The organism is uncultured Modestobacter sp. (assembly GCF_947486615.1).
In the GTDB taxonomy this organism is placed as follows: Bacteria; Actinomycetota; Actinomycetes; order Mycobacteriales; family Geodermatophilaceae; genus Modestobacter.
The window spans coordinates 185,190-202,988 of the sequence record NZ_CANKUD010000006.1; the positions used below are offsets into that span (position 1 = coordinate 185,190).

The window sequence follows — 17,799 nt, forward strand, 5'->3', positions numbered from 1 at the left end:
CTCACCGTGCTCGGCTCCGAGGCTGCCGTCCGGGCCGGGTGGGCTGGGCGGTGCGCCACTAGGCTCCCCGGGGTGACGACCCCTCCCGCCACCGCCGCGCAGGCCCCGGCCCGGACGGCAGCGATCTGGGCTGCGCTCGACCCGCTGGTCGCCGCCGGCACCCCGCTGCAGGTGCTCGACCTGGGCGGTGGCAGCGGGATGTTCGCCGTCCCGCTCGCGGCTCTGGGCCACCAGGTCACCGTGGTCGACCCCAGCGCCGATGCGCTGGCCACCCTGCACCGCCGCGCCGCCACGGCCGGCGCCGGTGATCGGGTCCGCGGCGTCCAGGGCGACGGCGACCGGATGCTCACCGCCCTCCCGTCCGGCGAGGTCTTCGACCTGGTGCTGTGCCACTTCGTGCTCGAGGTCGTCGACGACCCGGCCAGCACCCTGAGCCAGCTCGCCGGCGTGCTCCGCCCGGGTGGCCAGCTGTCCCTGGCCACGGCGAACCGGGCCGGCGCGGTGCTCTCCCGCGCGGTCGGCGGGCACCCGGTGGAGGCCCGCGCCCTGCTCACCGACCGCGATCCGGCGCCCGGCCGCACCGGTCCCGCCCGCCGGCGGTTCGACCCCGAGCAGCTGTTCACCCTGCTCACCGGCGCGGGCCTGGAGCCGGGGGAGTGGCGGGGCGTCTCGGTCGTCGCCGACCTGCTCGGTGCCTCCTCCGGCGCCGACCCCGACGCGCTGCGCGCCCTGGAGCTGGCCCTGGCCGGAACCTCGCCCTACCGGGACGTCGCCACCGGCCTGCACGTGCTGGCCACCCGGCCCGCCGGCTGACGAGGTGCTGCCCGACGAGTTCGGGGTGCCGGCCTACGGCACCAACACCCTCGCCGACGTGCTCCCCAGCGTCGCCGCCGCGCTCGGCGTCCCGGTGCACCGCGGCGACCTGCCGGCCGACCCACTCGACCTGACCCCGGCGCTCGGCGGTGCCCGCCGGGTCGCCGTCCTGCTGGTGGACGGGCTGGGCGCCGACCTGGTGGCCGCGCACCCGCACGAGGCGCCGGTGCTGAACGCGCTGGGCACCCCGGCCGGCGTGCTGTCCGCGCCGTGCCCCAGCACCACCCCGGTCAGCCTCACCACCCTGGGCACCGGCCTGCCTCCGGGCAGCCATGGCGTGCTGGGCTTCGTCACCGCGGTGCCGGGGGAGGGCCGCACCCTCAACCACGTGCAGTGGGGCGACGACCCCGATCCCCGCCAGTGGCAGGCGCAGCGGACCGTGTTCGAGCAGGCCACCGCCGACGGGGTCGCCTGCACCGCGGTGGGCCCGCACACCTACCGTGGCTCGGGCCTGACCCGCGCCGCCTACCGGGGCGCCGACTACGCCGACGCCTACACCGCCGGTGACCTGGTCGCCGGCATGCACGCCGCCCTCCGCGCCGGCGACCGCAGCCTGGTCTACGGCTACACCGCCGACCTCGACCTCATCGGGCACGTCCGCGGCGTCGACTCGCCCAGTTGGCGCGCTCAGCTGGGCATCGTCGACCGGCTGGTCGAGCAGCTCGCCGCCGGCCTGCCCGAGGACGCCGTCCTGCTGGTCACCGCCGACCACGGCATGGTCGACGTGCCTGAGCACACCCGGCTGGACGTCGACGAGGAGCCGGGGCTGCTCGACGGTGTCGCGCTGCTGGCCGGGGAACCGCGGGCCCGCTACGTGCACGCCGAGCCGGGCGCGGCCGCCGACGTGCTCGCCGCCTGGCGCGCGGTGATCGGCCACCGCGGCTGGGTGGTCGGCCGGGACGAGGCGATCGCCAGCGGCGTCTTCGGCGACGTCGACGCGACACTCGCCGCCCGGATCGGTGACGTCGTCGCCCTCGCCCGCGGCACCTGGGCGTTCACCGCCAGCGCGCAGGAGGCCTACGGGTCGGTGCTGGCCGCCTACCACGGGTCGCTCACCCCGGTGGAACTGGCGATCCCGCTGCTCGCCGCCCGCGGCCGCGCCCTGCGCTGAGGATCAGGCGGGGACGCGCAGCGACAGCGGGTGCCAGGTGCGCCACCGGCCGGGCCGGACCGCCGCGCAGGTCAGCCGGTGCGCCTCGCCCGACAGCCGGCTCTCCACGGTGACCAGCACGTCGCCGGCCGGGCCGGCCAGCGTCACCTCGAACCGCTCGGCGCCCCCCTCCGGCGACTCGAGCGTCCGCACCCGCCGGGTGGCGAGGTCGTCGACGCCCAGCAGCCCGAGCTCCGAGCGGGCGTGCTGCTGCGCGGCCTGCGCGGCCGGCGCGACCCCGGCGCGGCCGCGCAACCACGGCAGCGCGACCTGGCCGGCCGCGTGTGCGGCGAGCAGCGCGGCGCCGTCCTCGGGCACCTGGCCGTAGACGAAGCCCCAGGGCAGGACGACGACGTTGGCGGCGAACCGGTCACCGCCCAGGTGGCTGGTCTCCCAGACGTCGGCCGGGACGCCGCCGGTGGGCAGCGCCCGGGCCAGCGGCCGGCCCCGCACCGCGCAGCAGACGTCGTGCGCCCCGTGGGTGCAGACCAGGTAGGTGGGCACCTGCGTCGGCTCGCCGACCGAGCCGTCCCAGGGCCGCTCGAGCAGCTCGGCGTCGGACTCCCGGGTCGACCACGTGACCGTCTCCCGGCCCGGTGTGGTGTCGGCGACCGCCCAGCGCCGGCCGGAGTCGGCCAGCCGTTCCCCGGGCCGGCGCACCATCTGGATCCGCACGCCCAGCTCCCGCGCCCGGGCGGCCAGCCGGGAGGCGACCCGCCGGTCGAACCGGGACTCCAGCAGTGCGTCCCGGCCCCACGGCCCCGGCTGCTCCACCAGCAGCCACCGGCGGGCCGGCGGTGCGGTCGCGACGGGCGAGTCGCCCCGCAGCAGCGCCTGCACCGAGCACCGGACGTCGTCGAGCCGCCCCGGTGGGCTGGAGCGGGGCGCGACGACCTCCCCGGCGTCCTGGCAGAACTGGGGGTCGACCTCCGGTGGCTCAGGCCTCGGTGCGGTCGTCACGTGTCCCATCGTGCTCCGCGGCACCGCCGGCCCGGGCGCCCGGGACGATCGCGATCGACTCGGTCACCAGCCGGCGGGCCAGGGTGAGCTGGTCGGCGGCGTCCAGGCCCGGCAGATCACCCACCTTCAGCTCACCGGCGGCCAGCAGCGCGGCCAGCGCGGGGTGGGTGCTCGCCGGCAGGTCGTGGGTGCGGCGGCCGGCGACCAGGGCGACCCGCTCGCCGGCCGGCTCACGCAGCTGCAGGCGCAGCTGCGGCCGCACCCGCAGCACGGTGTCGGCGGTCAACGCCGCGATCGCGGTGGACTGGGCCAGCGGTGAGACCGGGGCCGGCCGCACCTGAGCCCAGGTGCGGGCCCGCAGCGCGTCGGCGACGGCGACCGGGTCGACCTCGCCGAGCCAGCGCTGCAGGCCCGACAGCACCGCGGCGACGTCCTCGGTGGTGGCCGCCGGGTCGGCCAGGTCGACGCCGAGCGGCAGCGAGCCGCGCAGCGCGGGGTCGTCGGCGGCGAGCGTGCGCACCAGGTCCAGCGCCGACTCCACCGCGCCCCACCGGGTCACCGAGTGCACGCCGACGGTCAGGTGCGCGCTGATCTCACCGAGCGCGACCGCCGAGTGCAGGTAGCCGCGGGGCAGGTAGAGGGCATCGCCGGGGCGCAGCACGGCGTCGATGACCGGCGGGCGCTGCGCGGCGGCGGCGACCTCGTCGGCCCGGTCGGCCCAGGGGTGGGTGCGCAGCGGGTCGGGGAGCACCGGCTCGTGGATCGTCCAGTGCTTCTCACCGGCGATCTGCAGCACGAACACGTCATGCACGTCGTAGTGCGGGGAGAACCCGCGCGAGGACGGCGGGGTGATGTAGGCGTTGACCTGGGTGGGGTGGCCGAGGTCGGCGGCGAGTTGGTTGGCGAAGTCGATCAGCGGCGGCCACAGCCGGTGCAGGCCCTGCAGGACGACGGTGCTGCCGTCGGCGAAGAGCCGGAGCACCGCGTCGGAGGAGACCTGGTCGGCGACCTCGGCCCCGGCGCCCTGGGGGCTGGTGAACCGCTTGGCGTCCACGACGGCGCCGTCCTTGGCGATCCGCAGGAACGGGGTGCGCAGCCCGCGGGTGCTCAGCAGCTCGTCGACGGCGGCCAGGTCGAGCAGGTCGGTGAAGGTGCCGCCGAGCTCGGCGGCGGTGGAGAGGAGGGGCCGGCGGGCCCAGTGCTCGGTGGCGAACACCTCCGGGTCGACCCGGATGCACCGGCGCAACGCGGGACGGGCACCGTCCTCCGAGGTGGAGGACGGTGCCCGGTCCTGCAGATCAGGGTCGAGCACGGTCAGGCCGAGCCGTCCGCGCCGCCGTCGTGCTGCCCGGGCGTGCCGCCGCCGGCACCGGAGTCGGCCGGACCCTCGGCGCCACCGTCGGCACCGCCGTCCGCGCCACCGTCGGCACCGCCGTCAGCGCCACCATCGGCACCGCCGTCGTGCTGACCCGGGGTGCCGCCGCCGGCGCCGGAGTCGGCCGGACCCTCGGCGCCACCGTCGGCACCGCCGTCGTGCTGACCGGGCGTGCCCTCGCCCGCGCCCGAGTCCGCGGGGCCCTCGGTGCTGGTCATGTCGTCGTCGTCGAACGCCATGGTTCCTCCGATCGTCGTCATCGTGACCGCCGGACGGCGGCCACCTGGAGCTGTTCTACCGCGAAGATCCATTCCCCACACCTCCGGGGCCCGAGGCGTCCCGGTTGCCCACAACCGGTGTGGCAGGGTCGCAGGCGATGAACGCCCCCGGAACTGCTGGTCCCGCCCCCGATGCGGTGGCCAGCACCGCGGCGGCGTTCCGTGCTCTGCTCGAGGACGGCTGGTCCCCGCCGCTGCCCGGCGCCGGCGCCACGCTCACCCGATGGCGGTCGCTGGCCGCGGTCGCCCGTCGCGACCTCCCGCTCGCCCGGCTGGCCGAGGGGCACGCCGACGCCGTGTCGGTGCTGGCCGAGCTGGGCGGCCCGGCGGTGCCCGAGGGCGCCCGGCTGGGGGTGTGGGCCGCCGAGCCGCCGGACGGCCAGGTCGTCGCCACGTCGACGCCCGAGGGCTGGCGGTTGTCCGGCCGGAAGCGGTGGTGTTCCGGCGCCGGCACGCTGACCGCGGCCCTGGTCACCGCGGCCGCCGAGGACGGGCGCCGGCTGTTCCTGGTCGAGCTCGGCCGGCCGGGCGTACGGGTCGACCGCACGACCTGGGTGAACGCCGGCATGGCCGGCAGCGACACCGCCGACGTCCACCTGCTCGACGTCGCGGGCGTCCCGGTGGGGGGCCCGCGCGGCTACCTGGACCGGCCCGGCTTCTGGCACGGCGGCATCGGGGTCGCGGCGGTCTGGGCCGGTGGCGCGCAGGGCGTGGCGGCGGCGCTGACCGCGGCCGCCGTCCAGCGCGGGCCCGACCCGCTGCGCGACGCCGCCCTCGGCGCGGTCGACGCGCTGCTCGCCGGGGTCGACGCGGCACTGCGGGCGGCCGCCGCGGAGGTGGACGCCGACCCGCTCGACCGCACCGGTACGGCGCAGCTGCGCGCGCAGCGGGTGCGTGCGCTGGTGGCGCGCGCCGGAGCGGAGGTGCTCGACGTCGTCGGGCGTGCCCTCGGCGCGGGCCCGCTGGCCCACGACGCCGAGCACGCCGCCCGGGTCGCCGACCTCACCGTCTACCTGCGCCAGCACCACGGCGAGCGCGACCTGGCCGCGCTCGGTGCACTGGTGCGGGAGCGGGGCGGCCGGTGACCGGGGACCGGATCGCCGCACCGGGCACCGCGGAGCAGGTCTGGACGCCGTGGCTGACCGCGCAGGACTGGCCGGCCTGGGTGCCGGACCCGAGCTGGACCAGGGTGGCCGTCTGCGCCGCCCACCCGGACGACGAGGTGCTCGGCGCCGGGGGAGTGCTGGCGCTGCTGGCCGGCGCGGGGGTGCCGGTGCACCTGGTCGCGGCCACCGACGGCGAGGGCAGCCACCCGGGCAGCGTGGCGCTGCCGGCGGCCGAGCTCGCCGCCGCCCGGGTGGCGGAGACCGTGGCCGCGCTGGCCGAGCTGGGCGTGCCGGCCCGGGTGACCCGGCTGCGGCTGCCGGACTCCGGGCTCGCCGGGTGCGAGGGCGAGCTCACCGAGCGGCTGGCCGCCGCCGTCGCCGGCTGCGACGCGGTGCTGGCCCCGTGGACCGGCGACGCGCACCCCGACCACGAAGCGGTGGGCCGGGCCGCAGTGGCCGCCGGGGCCGCCGCCGGTGTGCCGGTGTGGCAGTACCCGGTGTGGGCCTGGCACTGGGCCACCCCGGAGGACCCCCGGGTGCCCTGGCACACCGCGCACCGGGTCGACCTGCCGCCGGCGGTGCGGGCCGCCAAGCGGGCCGCGGTGGCCCGGTTCGTCACTCAGGTCCAGCCGCTGGGTCCGGCCCCGGCCGACCGGGCGGTGCTGCCGGCCGGGGTACTGGCGCACTTCGACCGTGACCTGGAGGTGCTCTTCCGGTGAGCCTGCCGCCGTCCTTCTTCGACGCGATGTACGCCGCGGCCGACGACCCCTGGTCGATGCGCACCCGCTGGTACGAGGAACGCAAGTACGCCCTGACGACGGCGGTGCTCCCGCGGCGGCGGTACGCCGACGGGCTCGAAGTCGGCTGTTCGGTCGGCGAGCTCACCGCGCGGCTGGCCGACCGGTGCGACCGGCTGACCGGGTGGGACGCCAGCGCCGCTGTGGTCGAGCGGGCCACCGCGCGGGTCGCCGGCCGCGGACATGTGCGGATCGAGCAGGCCACCGTGCCGGCCCGGCCGCTGCCGCAGGTCGACCTGCTGGTGCTCTCCGAGGTGCTCTACTACCTCGACGCCGCCGATCTGCAGCGGTTGCTCACCCAGGTGGCCGCCGCGGTCCGGCCCGGCGGCACGCTGCTCGCGGTGCACTGGCGGCACCCGGTGGCGGAGTACCCGCAGACCGGTGACGCGGTGCACCAGGCGTTGCGGGCGGCCCTGCCCTGGCCGCGGGTCGCCGCGCACGAGGAGCCGGACCTGCTGCTCGACTGCTGGGTGGCGGCCGACGCCGGGGACCTGCGGGCCGCGTCGGTCGCCGCTGCCGAGGACCTGTGGTGAGCGGGGTCGACCTGCTCGGGGTCCTGGTGCCCGCGCGGGACGAGGAGCAGTTGCTGCCGGGCTGCCTGGCGGCGCTGGCCACCGCCGCCCAGCTGCCGGGGTTGACCGGCACGGCGGTGCAGCTCGTGGTGGTCGCCGACGGCTGCACCGACGGCACGGTGGCGGTCGCCCGCCGGGCCGGCGTCGAGGTGCTCACGGACGGCGGTCCGGCCGGCAACGTGGGCCGGGCCCGGCACCGCGGCGCGCTGCACCTGCTGTCGGTGGCCGCCCGGGCCGGGGTGGCCGCCGACCGCGTCTGGCTGGCCAGCACCGACGCGGACAGCCGGGTGCCGGCCGACTGGCTGGGCGTGCACCGGAGCGCGGCGCGGTCGGGCGCCGACGCGTTCGTGGGCACGGTGGAGATCGACGACTGGACGGGGTTCGCCCCCGGGGCCGTGCGGGCCTTCGACGTGGCCTACGACGCCTGGCGGGCCGGTGGCGCCGGCGCCGTCCACCCGCACGTGCACGGCGCCAACCTGGGCGTGCGGGGCAGCGCCTACCTCCGGGCTGGCGGCTTCCCGCGGCTGGTGGTGAGCGAGGACCACGGTCTGGTGGACGCCCTGGTGCGGAGCGGGGCCAGCGTGCTGCGCAGCCCGCTGGCCCCGGTGGTGACCTCCGCCCGCCGGGCGGCCAGGTCACGAGGTGGTCTCGGCACCGATCTCGACCGCCTGGCGACGCGTTTCGGCGGCGGGTGACCGGCTACCCTCTCGAACAGGTGTTCGACACGAGGGATGGGGGTGTCAGGTGTCCGGACGCGCTACCGGTTGCACGGTGCTGCACGTCGACATGGACGCCTTCTTCGCCAGCGTCGAGGTGCGCCGGCACCCCGAGCTGGCCGGCACGCCGGTCATCGTCGGCGGCGCCGGCAACCGCGGGGTGGTCACCTCGGCCACCTACGAGGCGCGGGCCTACGGGGTGCACAGCGCCATGCCGACGTCGCGGGCCCTGCGGCTGTGCCCGACCGCCACCGTGATCCCCGGTGACCTGGCCCTCTACGCCGAGGTCTCCCGCTCGGTGATGGCGCTGTTCCGCTCGATCACCCCGCTGGTCGAGCCGCTGAGCCTGGACGAGGCGTTCCTGGACGTCGCCGGCGCCGGCCGCCGGCTGGGCGGGCCGGTGGAGATCGGTGAGTACATCCGGGCCCGGGTCTTCGACGAGCAGGGGATCACCTGCTCGGTCGGGGTGGCGGGCAGCAAGTTCGTGGCCAAGCTGGCCTCCACCCGCGCCAAGCCCGACGGGTTGCTGGTGGTGCCCCCGGCGCAGGTCATGGACTTCCTGCACCCGCTGCCGGTCGGGGCGCTGTGGGGCGTCGGTGCCAAGACCGAGGAGGTGCTGCTGCGGCTGGGCCTGAAGACGGTGGGCGACCTGGCGCACGTGCCGGCCCGCACCCTGCAGCGGGCGGTGGGTCAGGCGGCCGGCAGCCACCTGCACGAGCTGGCCTGGGGGCGCGACCCCCGCCGGGTGGTGCCCGACGAGCCCGACCGGTCGACCGGGGCGGAGGAGACCTTCGGCACCGACGTCGACGACCCGCAGGTGGTGCACCGGGAGCTGCTGCACCTGGCCGAGCGGACGGCGGGGCGGCTGCGCTCCACCGGGCACCTGGCCCGCACGGTCACCCTCAAGGTCCGGTTCGCCGACTTCACCACGATCACCCGCTCCCGCACCCTCAAGGTCCCGACCGACGTGGGCCAGGAGCTCTACGACACCGCCCGCACGCTCTTCGACGCCCTCGGGCTGGACCGGGCCCGGATCCGGCTGGTCGGCGTGCGGGCCGAGGGGCTCGTGGAGGCCGACGCCACCGCCCGGCAGCTGGAGCTGGGGGCGCGCGAGCACGGCCGCCGGGACGCCGAGCTGGCCGCGGACCGGGCCGCCCGGCGGTTCGGCGCGGGTGCGGTCCGGCCGGCGACGCTGCTGGGCCGGCGGCACGTCCCGGGAGCCGGTCCGGTCGTGCGCGACCCATCCCGGGGAACCGGTCGCTGACCTGCTCGTCGGCCTCCGGGCACGCCCCGACGAGGGGTTCCGGGGCACCAACGGGTGTGTCGAGGGCAACTCGCCTTTCGCAGCCCGCCAACGGCTCGTATCCTCGGTGTCACCGCGGGCGGACTGCCGCCGGTGGCTGATTGCACTGCGCACCTGGAGGTCGACGTGCCGCTCTCCGAGCACGAGCAGCGTCTGCTTGAGCAGATCGAGCGCGCCCTCGTCGATGACGATCCGAAGTTCGCCTCGACGGTCCGTACCAGCGACCGTCGGCAGAAGGCCCGCCGCAAGGTCCAACTGGGCGCGGTCCTGGTGGTCATCGGTCTGGCCGTGATGGTCGGCGGGGTCGCCCTGCCCAGCGTGCTCGTCGGGGTGCTGGGCTCGCTGATCTCCTTCGGTGGGCTCGCCCTCGGCGTGCTGAACTACCAGGCCGCCACGGGCGCCGTCGAGAACGGTCCGACCGCCGCCGGACCGGGTGGCGCCACGACCGCGCGGGGCAAGCCGGGCAAGGCCCGCCGCCAGCCGATGAAGGACCGCCTCGAGGAGCGTTTCCGCCGCCGCTACGACCAGTAGCCCGGCCCGCCCGTCGACACCAGCAGCCACCGTCCCGTCCGGGACGGTGGCTGCTGGTCTCTCCGTGGCCGGGGGTCAGCTCCCGGGCGTCGGCACCGTGTCGAACAGGGCGCTGACCGACTCCCCGTCGTGGATCCGCTGCACCGCCTGGGCCAGCGCCGGGGCGACCGACAGCACGGTGAGCTTCTGCGACGCACCCGCCGGCACCGGCACCGTGTTGGTGCAGACGATCTCCAGCACGTCGGGCTGGGCGCCGATCCGCTCCAGGGCGCCGGCGGCGAAGAGCCCGTGGGTGCAGGCGACCCGGATCGACCGGGCGCCGGCGTCCCGCAGCCGGTCGATCAACTCCAGCACCGTGCTGCCCTTGGCGATCTCGTCGTCCAGCACGATCACGTCCCGGTCGGCGACGTCGCCGATGACGGCGCTGATGCTCACCCGGTCGTCGGCGAACCGTTGCTTGGCCCCGGCCGCCACCGGCACGCCGAGCCGACGGGCGAACGCCGCGGCCTCCTTGGCGTTGCCCAGGTCGGGGGAGACCACGGTGGTGCGGGACAGGTCCAGCGTGCGGAAGTGGTCGGCCAGCTCCCGCAGCGCGTGCAGGTGGTCCACCGGCACGCTGAAGAAGCCGTGCACCTGCGGGGAGTGCAGCGTCATCGCCAGCACCCGGCCGGCCCCGGCGGCCACCATCAGGTCGGCGATCAGCCGGCCACCGATGGAGATCCGCGGGGCGTCCTTCTTGTCCGAGCGCGCGTAGGCGTAGTGCGGCATCACCACGGTGATCCGCCCGGCCGAGGCGCCGCGCGCCGCGTCGATCATCAGCAGCAGCTCGACCAGGGCCTCCTGCACCGGCGTCACCAGCGGCTGGACCAGGAAGACGTCGCGCTCCCGGCAGTTGGCCTGCAGCTGCACCTCGAGGCAGTCGTTGGCGAACCGGGTGGTCCGGACCGGGAGCAGCGGCACGCCCAGCTGCGCGCACATCTCCGCGGCCAGCTCGGGGTGGGCACTTCCGGCGAACACGGCGATCTCACGCAAGGGGCGCTCCGGGGGTGCGGACGACGACGGCGGCAGCCGCCGGCGCCACCGTAACGAGGACCCGCGCCACCCCGCCGGGCGGAGCGGTGGGCGGGCCGGAGCGGTGCCGCCCGGCCGGGTGCCGCGGGCGCTCGGGCGGGAGAGGGCAGGTGCTCCAGGCGCCGGTGGCGCAGGTGCGCCGGGCCCGGTGGCGCAGGTGCCCCGGGTCCGGTGGCGCAGGTGCGTCAGGCCGGGCGGAGCGGGCGTGGGGTGTGCGCGGTGACCCAGCGCGCCGCAGCGGCCAGCGTCGAGGCCGGCCAGCACGCCGCCCGCAGCCGCTGCGGCCGCGTCGCCGAGCGCAGCAGCGCCCGCCGCACGGTGCCCAGCGCGTCGGTCAGCACCGGGTCGGGCCCCGGCCGGTCCGCGGGTGGGCCGTAGACCGACCGCTCCTCGGCCAGGGCCAGGGTGCGCAGCCCGGCCACCGCGGCCGGCTCCGCCCCGGAGAGCCGCTCGGCCAGTTGCCGGGCCAGCTGGCGGGCGGTCGAGGCGCCCGCCACCTCGATGCCCAGGTCGGTGGTGGTGTCCAGCAGCTCGTCCCACAGCGCCGCCGGGCGGCCGTCGGCCAGCCGCGCCCGCCGTACCCGGCGCCGGGCCAGCAGCGGCACCCCGGCGAGCGCGACGAGCAGCAGCACACCGCCGGCCCCGGCGAGCCAGGGGAGCAGCGGCGAGGGCTCGGCGTCCGAGGGCGCCGCCAGCGGCACCTGCTGGTCGTCCCGGTCCAGCTGGGCCGTCGGCCCGGCCGGCACCGGCGCCTCGGCGGACGGGGTCGCCGGGTCGGTGACCGCGTCGGCGATCGCCGCCGACCGGGGGGCCCAGGGCAGCGGCACCGCCCGGTTCGCCGCGATCGGGGTGGGGTCGAAGGGGATCCAGCCCAGCCCGGCGAACCACACCTCGACCCAGGCGTGCGCGTCGTCGGTGGTGACCACCCGGGAGCGCTCCTCGCCGCGCTCCCGGCCGGGGGTGTAGCCCAGCACCACCCGGGCCGGCACGCCGGCGGCCCGCACCAGCACCGCCATCGCCCCGGCGTACTGCTCGCAGTAGCCACGGCGCAGCCGCAGGAAGTCGGCGAGGTCGTCGCCGGTGGTGCCGGGCTGGGTGGACAGCGAGTAGGTGAAGCCGTTGGCCCGGTCGGTGAACAGGCCCAGGATCGCGCGCACCCGCTCGTAGGGGGTCTGCTCGGGGCCGGTCAGCTCGTCGGCCAGTGCGGTGACGCTGGGGTCCAGCTCCGGCAGCTCGGTGTACCGACGCTGCACGTCGGCCTCCTCCGACGTCTGCGGGACCGCCAGCAGCTCGTCCACCGAGGGCTCGGGCTGTTCGGCGACGACCCGGTAGGAGAGATCCGCGGTGGTGGTGTCCCGGCCGAACGCCGTCCGGGCGTCGGAGTCGAAGCGCCAGTCGTCGGCGTCGGCGTCCTGCACCCGCACCGACAGCGGTGAGTAGAGCAGGGGCAGGAAGCGGTCGTCGTGCTCCAGCACGGTCACGTCCGCGGTCACCCGGCGGCTGGCCTGGGCCTCCGACAGCGGGGCGAGCGTCCCGTCGTCGGCGATGGACCGCTGACCGTCCAGGTTGCTCAGGTGCCAGCCCTCGTCCCCGTCGTACTCGTCCAGGGCGACCGCCCGCAGGTAGCCGGGGTCCTCGACCGAGGAGTCGACGCGGAGCAGGTCGATCGGGTCGGGGAGGGAGAGCTGGCCCTGCATCTCCGCGACCGGGTCCAGCGCCGTCCCGACCCCGTCACCGGTGCCGGCCCCGCCCATCCCGGCGGCCAGCGAGCCCTCGGCCAGGGTGGGGACGGCGACCGGCAGGAGCACGCCGGCGACCAGCGCGACCAGCCCGGTGCGCAGCGCCGGGAGGGTGCCGGTGCCCAGCGGCGAACCGCTGCCACCCCGGGCGCTGCCGAGCAGCCGCCCGCGCTGGTCGGCCCACAGCAGGACGGCGAAGCCGGCGGCCGGCGCGGCGAAGGAGAGGAACGCGACGTCGCCGGTGACGGTGCTGACCGGGACGCAGTAGAGCACCAGCAGGCCCAGTCCACCCAGCGCCGGCTGCCGGGCGGGGACGGCGAGCAGGTCCACCGCCAGCGCCACCAGCGCGACGAACACCGAGGTGAGCGCCACCAGGCCGGTCAGTGGCAGGGCGGGCGTGGCCTGCTCGCGGATCTCGGCCGCACCGTCGGTCAGCACACCGCCCAGGTCGGCCACGCTGCTCGGCGTGGGCAGCACCCCGGCCAGCGCCTGCTCCGGGGAGAAGACCACGGTGAGGACGACCAGCACCAGGGCCAGCTGGCCCACCGGCACCAGCAGCCGGCTCGCCGCGACGACCAGCCGGCCGCCGTCCGGGTCGACCACCCTGGCCAGGCCGGCGCGCAGGGCGGCGCCGCCCAGCCCGACGGCCAGGACGGCGAGCGTCACCGGCGCGATCCAGGTGCGGGCGGCGAACACCGGGTCCAGCGCGAGGGCGCCGAGCAGCACGGCGACGGTGGCGGCCAGCGCGGTGCCCGTCCCGGTGTCGGTGGACCGGGGCAGCTCCCCGGGAGGGCGGGTCATGCCGGCACCCGCCCGCCGGTGGCCGCCCCGGCGCCCAGCTGCGCCCAGACCTGCTCGACCGGCCGGTCCGGGCCGGCCAGGACCACCTGCCACCCGGCGGCGCGCAGCAGGTCGGCGGCCTGGCCCTGCCGGGTGCAGACCTCCGCGCGCGCGGCGGGGCTCAGCGGCCGGCGTCCCCGGGTCGCGCCGGCGTCCAGCCAGCCGGCGGGGTCGACCAGCACGGCCACGTCGGTGCCCGGGCCCGAGCGGGACCGGGTCAGGGCCAGGACGTCGTCGGGGTCGACCAGGCCGAGCAGGCAGATGGCCGGGCCCTCGACCGAGGACCGGCGCATCGCCTCGGTGCCGGCCTGCAGGCCGGGAGAGCGGGAGCCGCCGAGGACGGCGAGCCGCTCGAGCAGCTCCTCCGGTCCCAGCTGACCGTGCCCGAGGGCGGGGGTGAGCTCGCCGGTGTCGGTGACCACGCGCAGCCCGGCGCCGCGGCGCAGCAGGTGGGTGCCGATGCTGGCGGCTGCCTCGACCACCCACTCCAGGGTGTCCTGCGGCGCCGCCGGGTCGGCCCCGGAGACCGAGCCGCCGAGCAGGTGCCCGGTGGCCCGGCCGTCCAGGAACAGCGTCGCCGCGGCGCGCCACGGCCGTTCCTCCAGCCGGACCATCAGCTCGCCGGTGCGGGCGGTGGCGCGCCAGTGCACCAGGCGCAGGTCGTCGCCGTAGCGGTACTCCCGGGTGCTGACGTCGTCCTCGCCGTGCACCGCGATGGACCGGCGGGCGCCCTCCCCGCCGGACCCGCCGGCGCCGGTCAGCGAGCCGCTGCCCTGCAGCGGGCGCACCCGCGGGACGACCAGGAGCGGAGCGGTGTCGCTGCCGGCCGCGGTGCGCAGCACCAGCCCGAAGGGGTCGACCAGTCGGAGCTTGAGCGGGCCGAGGGAGAACCGCCCGCGCCTGGTGCCGTGCAGCCGGTAGCGCAGCGGGGCGGTGGCCCCGGCGGACAGCCGCTCGACGACGAACCGGGGCCGGCTGCCCAGCTCGGGCGGCAGCTGCTCGGTGAGCAGCCACAGCCCCCCGGCGCGGCGGTCGGTGTTGGCCACCTCCAGCAGCACGTCGGCGGTGCCACCCCGGGGCAGCCGGGCCGGTGTCACGGTGCGCCGGGTGGCGACCCGGAACCGCTGCCGGGCCACGCCGACCGCCGACACCACCGGGAGCGCCAGCACGAACAGCGCCAGCTGCACCAGGGCCTGCTCACCGAGCAGCGCGCCCAGCAGCACCAGCGTGATCCCGGCGGCCACCAGGCAGCGACCGCGCAGGGTCAGGGACGAGGCGGCGTCGGCGAGCCGGGTGCGGGCCATCGGCGGGTCCTGCGCGGGAGCCGGGTCAGGAGCCGCGCTGGACGGGCACGGCGGCCAGCAGGTCGGTCACGACCCGCTGGGTGTCCCGCCGGGCCAGCGCGGCGTCGGGGGTGAGCAGCAGCCGGTGCGCCAGCACCGGCACGGCCATCGCCTGGACGTCGTCGGGCAGCACGTGGTCGCGGCCGGCCAGCGCCGCGGTCGCCCGCGCCGCGCGCAGCAGCTGCAGGCCGGCCCGCGGTGAGGCGCCCAGGCGCAGGTCGGGGGAGCGGCGGGTGGCCTCCACCAGCGAGACCACGTAGCGGCGCAGCGGCTCGGCGACGTGCAGCCGGCCCACCGCGGCGACCAGGGCCCGCACGCCCGCCGCGTCGATGACGGGGGAGAGCGCGGTGAGCGGGTCCGTGGTCGCCCGCTCGTCGAGCATGGCCAGCTCGGCGTCCCGGTCGGGGTAGCCCATCGAGACGCGGGCGGTGAACCGGTCCCGCTGGGCCTCGGGGAGGGGGTAGGTGCCCTCCATCTCCTGCGGGTTCTGGGTGGCCACCACCATGAACGGCCGGGCCAGCTCGTAGGTGACGCCGTCCACGGTGACCTGGCGCTCCTCCATGCACTCCAGCAGCGCCGACTGGGTCTTGGGCGAGGCGCGGTTGATCTCGTCGGCGACCACCACGTTGGCGAAGACCGCACCCGGCTTGAACTCGAAGGCCCGGGACTCCTGGTCGTAGACGGCCACCCCGGTGACGTCGCTGGGCAGAAGGTCGGGGGTGAACTGGATCCGGCGCACCGTGCCGTCGATGGTGCGGGCCAGCGCCTTGGCCAGCGTGGTCTTGCCGACCCCGGGCACGTCCTCGATGAGCAGGTGGCCCTCGGCCAGCAGCACGACCAGGGCCAGCCGGACGACGTCGGGCTTGCCCTCGACCACCCGGCCGATCGCCTCGGCGAGCCGGGCGCCCTCGGCGGCCACGTCGAGGTCGGGCTGGTCGAGGTCGGGGTGCGCTGCTGTCTCCGCGGCGTGTGGCCCGGTGCCGTTCGAGGGCGCGGAGGTCAGCTCCGTGGCACCTCGACCCGACCGCAGCTCTGCCGTGCCCTCCGTCACGCGGCCCACGGTACGTGCTGTTCAGGGCCGGGTGCGGCCGGTCCGGTTCCGGTGATCGCGGCGGCCGGTGGTGGACCCGGTGGGGCGCGGTGGGGGAGAGGGGGCGACACGTGCCGAAGTGGTGTCCAGTGGGGGCCAGTGGGTTACTGTGTCGCGCAATGGGGAGGTCGACCCCACGGATGGGGGTCGACACAGCCAGAGGAGGACAGATGCGGGGGGTGATCCGGTGTTCGTCGGCAGCTACCCCCTGCGGCTCGACGAGAAGGGCCGGCTCGCCCTGCCGGTCCGTTACCGCGAGCTCGTGGCCGACGGGATGGTGATCAAGAAGGGCCAGGAACGCTGCATCTACGGGCTGACCATGGCCCGGGTCGCCGAGCAGAGCGCCGCCCTCAAGGCGATGGCCCCCGCCGACACCAACGCCGCCCGCATGCACGCCCGGATGAGCTTCGGCTCGATGGTCGAGGTCGAGGCGGACAAGACCGGGCGGATCACCCTCCCCGCCAGCCTGCGGGAGTACGCCGGCCTGGACCGCGACGTCGTGGTCGTCGGTGTCGACACCCGCTTCGAGATCTGGGACGCCACCACCTGGGACGGCTACGTGGCCGAGCAGGAGGCGATCTTCGCCGCGATGGAGAGCGAGGGGATGCCGACCCTGTCCTGACCCGCCCCACCGGACCCCACCCAGACCCCGAGCACGTCCAGCACGACCCCAGAACTCCCCGAGCGAGCCGACTTCCCCCCGGCTCGGTCGGGACCCGGGCACCGAGCCGACTTCCCCCCGGCTCGACGCCCACCGCACGGCAGGACCGCACCACCGCACAGCAGGACGGCGAGACCGCCCCACCCGCCCAGCCGCCCCAGCAGGGCTCCTCCTGGTACCGCTTCCCCGGCGCCAGGCGGGCCCTGCGGGGCGGCGGGCCAGGGCAGGACCCGGTCCGCGCCCCACCCCCGCTCCACCCGGCTCCACCAGCCCCACTCCGCCCCACCCACCGGGCCGCCCCACCGGGCCGCCCGCCAGCACCGCCCGGCCACGAGCCGCCCACCCCCGGCAGCAGTCCAGAGGAGCCCGTCGATGAGCAGCCCCGAGCCCACCGGGCCCGCGCTGCACGTCCCCGTCCTCCTCGACCGCGTGACCGAGCTGCTGTCCCCGGCGCTGAGCGCCGACGGCGCCGTCCTGGTCGACTGCACCCTCGGCCTGGCCGGCCACTCGCTGGCCCTGCTCGGCGCCCACCCCGGCCTGCGGCTGATCGGGCTGGACCGCGACCCCGACGCCCGCGCCGAGGCCGCCGCCCGGATCGCCGCCGCCGGCCACACCGACCGCGCCACCCTGGTGCCCGCCGTCTTCGACGAGCTGCCCGAGGTGCTCGACCGGCTCGGCGTGCCCGAGGTCCAGGGCGTGCTGTTCGACCTCGGCGTCTCCTCCCTGCAGCTGGACCGGCCCACCCGTGGGTTCAGCTACTCCACCGACGCCCCGCTGGACATGCGGATGGACCCCAGCGGCCCGCGCACCGCCGCCGACGTGGTCAACACCTACTCCCGCGGCGAGCTCACCCGGGTGCTCAAGGTCTACGGCGAGGAGCGCTTCGCCGGCCGGATCGCCGCCGCCATCGAGCGGGAGCGCGAGCGCGAGCCGTTCACCGGCACCGCCCGGCTGGCCGAGCTGGTGCGCGACGCCATCCCCGCCGCCACCCGCCGCACCGGCGGACACCCGGCCAAGCGGGCCTTCCAGGCCCTGCGGATCGAGGTCAACGACGAGCTGGGCGTGCTCACCCGCGCCCTCCCGGCCGCCATCGAGGCGCTCGCCGTGGGCGGCCGGCTGGCCGTGATCAGCTTCCACTCCCTCGAGGACCGCATCGTGAAGCAGACCCTCGCGGCCGAGGCCACCGACCGCACCCCGCCCGGCATGCCGATGCCGATGCCCGAGCACGCCCCGGTGCTGCGGCTGGTCACCCGGGGTGGCGAGGCGCCCGGCGAGGCCGAGCTCGCCGCCAACCCCCGCGCCGCCTCCGCGCGGGTCCGCGCGGCCGAACGGGTCCGGCGGCCGTGACCCGGTACCCGGGTGCGCCCGCCCCGACCAGCCCGACCCCGATCACG

At 77.1% G+C, this 17,799-nt stretch carries 17 protein-coding genes; 10 read left to right on the plus strand and 7 right to left on the minus strand.

Annotation, left to right across the window (positions count from 1 at the left end):
- Nucleotides 1-72 precede the first annotated feature (72 nt).
- Nucleotides 73-813 carry a bifunctional 2-polyprenyl-6-hydroxyphenol methylase/3-demethylubiquinol 3-O-methyltransferase UbiG gene (locus tag Q1A09_RS13295; RefSeq protein ID WP_299955657.1) on the plus strand — a complete coding sequence of 247 codons (741 nt, stop codon included), beginning with the start codon at nucleotides 73-75 and terminating at the stop codon, nucleotides 811-813.
- 4 nt (nucleotides 814-817) lie between these two features.
- Nucleotides 818-1,984, plus strand: a complete 1,167-nt coding sequence (locus tag Q1A09_RS13300; protein ID WP_299955659.1) for an alkaline phosphatase family protein — start codon at nucleotides 818-820, stop codon at nucleotides 1,982-1,984.
- A 3-nt stretch (nucleotides 1,985-1,987) separates the two neighbouring features.
- Here Q1A09_RS13300 and Q1A09_RS13305 read toward each other — a convergent pair whose 3' ends face one another.
- Genes Q1A09_RS13305 through Q1A09_RS13315 form a run of 3 tightly spaced genes read right to left on the minus strand, consistent with a single transcriptional unit; the run spans nucleotide 1,988 to nucleotide 4,597 of the window.
- Nucleotides 1,988-2,983, minus strand: a complete 996-nt coding sequence (locus Q1A09_RS13305) for a sucrase ferredoxin (RefSeq protein ID WP_299955661.1) — start codon at nucleotides 2,981-2,983, stop codon at nucleotides 1,988-1,990.
- Nucleotides 2,961-4,295, minus strand: coding sequence for a cupin domain-containing protein (locus Q1A09_RS13310; protein WP_299955663.1), 1,335 nt, complete (start codon nucleotides 4,293-4,295; stop codon nucleotides 2,961-2,963). Before Q1A09_RS13310 ends, Q1A09_RS13305 begins: the two co-directional genes overlap by 23 nt.
- 2 nt (nucleotides 4,296-4,297) lie before the next feature.
- Nucleotides 4,298-4,597: a BatC protein gene (locus Q1A09_RS13315; RefSeq protein WP_299955666.1), complete on the minus strand. Its 300-nt coding sequence runs from the start codon at nucleotides 4,595-4,597 to the stop codon at nucleotides 4,298-4,300.
- Between the two features lie 137 nt (nucleotides 4,598-4,734).
- On the opposite strand from Q1A09_RS13315, the gene Q1A09_RS13320 reads away from it, so the two are divergent.
- From Q1A09_RS13320 to Q1A09_RS13345, 6 genes are all read left to right on the plus strand, one after another.
- On the plus strand, nucleotides 4,735-5,721 hold the full coding sequence (locus Q1A09_RS13320; RefSeq protein ID WP_299955667.1) for an acyl-CoA dehydrogenase family protein: 987 nt from the start codon (nucleotides 4,735-4,737) through the stop codon (nucleotides 5,719-5,721).
- Nucleotides 5,718-6,461: a PIG-L deacetylase family protein gene (locus Q1A09_RS13325; RefSeq protein WP_299955669.1), complete on the plus strand. Its 744-nt coding sequence runs from the start codon at nucleotides 5,718-5,720 to the stop codon at nucleotides 6,459-6,461. Before Q1A09_RS13320 ends, Q1A09_RS13325 begins: the two co-directional genes overlap by 4 nt.
- Nucleotides 6,458-7,072 carry a class I SAM-dependent methyltransferase gene (locus Q1A09_RS13330; protein WP_299955671.1) on the plus strand — a complete coding sequence of 205 codons (615 nt, stop codon included), beginning with the start codon at nucleotides 6,458-6,460 and terminating at the stop codon, nucleotides 7,070-7,072. Before Q1A09_RS13325 ends, Q1A09_RS13330 begins: the two co-directional genes overlap by 4 nt.
- Nucleotides 7,069-7,806 (plus strand): glycosyltransferase family 2 protein, encoded by a 738-nt coding sequence (locus Q1A09_RS13335; RefSeq protein WP_299955673.1) that lies wholly within the window; start codon nucleotides 7,069-7,071, stop codon nucleotides 7,804-7,806. Before Q1A09_RS13330 ends, Q1A09_RS13335 begins: the two co-directional genes overlap by 4 nt.
- Nucleotides 7,807-7,855: 49 nt before the next feature.
- Nucleotides 7,856-9,091 (plus strand): DNA polymerase IV, encoded by a 1,236-nt coding sequence (gene dinB / locus Q1A09_RS13340; RefSeq protein WP_299955675.1) that lies wholly within the window; start codon nucleotides 7,856-7,858, stop codon nucleotides 9,089-9,091.
- A gap of 132 nt (nucleotides 9,092-9,223) precedes the next feature.
- Entirely contained in the window at nucleotides 9,224-9,661 is a 438-nt protein-coding gene (locus Q1A09_RS13345) for a DUF3040 domain-containing protein (RefSeq protein ID WP_299955677.1), read from the plus strand.
- Nucleotides 9,662-9,736: 75 nt separating this feature from the next.
- Here the strand turns inward: Q1A09_RS13345 and Q1A09_RS13350 are convergent, their stop codons facing one another.
- From Q1A09_RS13350 to Q1A09_RS13365, 4 genes are all read right to left on the minus strand, one after another.
- Nucleotides 9,737-10,693, minus strand: a complete 957-nt coding sequence (locus Q1A09_RS13350) for a ribose-phosphate pyrophosphokinase (protein ID WP_299955679.1) — start codon at nucleotides 10,691-10,693, stop codon at nucleotides 9,737-9,739.
- Between the two features lie 224 nt (nucleotides 10,694-10,917).
- The gene (locus tag Q1A09_RS13355; protein ID WP_299955681.1) at nucleotides 10,918-13,272 is read right to left on the minus strand and encodes a transglutaminaseTgpA domain-containing protein; all 2,355 of its coding nucleotides are present in this window, start codon (nucleotides 13,270-13,272) and stop codon (nucleotides 10,918-10,920) included.
- Nucleotides 13,269-14,615 (minus strand): DUF58 domain-containing protein, encoded by a 1,347-nt coding sequence (locus tag Q1A09_RS13360; protein ID WP_299955683.1) that lies wholly within the window; start codon nucleotides 14,613-14,615, stop codon nucleotides 13,269-13,271. The genes Q1A09_RS13355 and Q1A09_RS13360 overlap by 4 nt, the downstream gene beginning before the upstream one ends.
- Nucleotides 14,616-14,640: 25 nt before the next feature.
- A complete protein-coding gene (locus tag Q1A09_RS13365) occupies nucleotides 14,641-15,573 on the minus strand; it encodes an AAA family ATPase (RefSeq protein ID WP_366139786.1) in 933 nt (310 codons plus the stop codon).
- A 358-nt stretch (nucleotides 15,574-15,931) separates the two neighbouring features.
- Between Q1A09_RS13365 and mraZ the strand changes: the two genes are divergently transcribed.
- On the plus strand, nucleotides 15,932-16,366 hold the full coding sequence (gene mraZ, locus Q1A09_RS13370; RefSeq protein ID WP_299955687.1) for a division/cell wall cluster transcriptional repressor MraZ: 435 nt from the start codon (nucleotides 15,932-15,934) through the stop codon (nucleotides 16,364-16,366).
- A 411-nt stretch (nucleotides 16,367-16,777) separates the two neighbouring features.
- Entirely contained in the window at nucleotides 16,778-17,752 is a 975-nt protein-coding gene (gene rsmH / locus Q1A09_RS13375; RefSeq protein ID WP_299955690.1) for a 16S rRNA (cytosine(1402)-N(4))-methyltransferase RsmH, read from the plus strand.
- Nucleotides 17,753-17,799: the final 47 nt, after the last annotated feature.

Coding starts and splice junctions, on each gene's coding strand:
- Q1A09_RS13355 (WP_299955681.1), bottom strand. CDS start 13,272: ATGACCCGCCCTCCCGGGGAGCTGCCCCGGTCCACCGACACCGGGACG.
- Q1A09_RS13315 (WP_299955666.1), bottom strand. CDS start 4,597: ATGGCGTTCGACGACGACGACATGACCAGCACCGAGGGCCCCGCGGAC.
- Q1A09_RS13360 (WP_299955683.1), bottom strand. CDS start 14,615: ATGGCCCGCACCCGGCTCGCCGACGCCGCCTCGTCCCTGACCCTGCGC.
- rsmH (WP_299955690.1), top strand. CDS start 16,778: ATGAGCAGCCCCGAGCCCACCGGGCCCGCGCTGCACGTCCCCGTCCTC.
- Q1A09_RS13320 (WP_299955667.1), top strand. CDS start 4,735: ATGAACGCCCCCGGAACTGCTGGTCCCGCCCCCGATGCGGTGGCCAGC.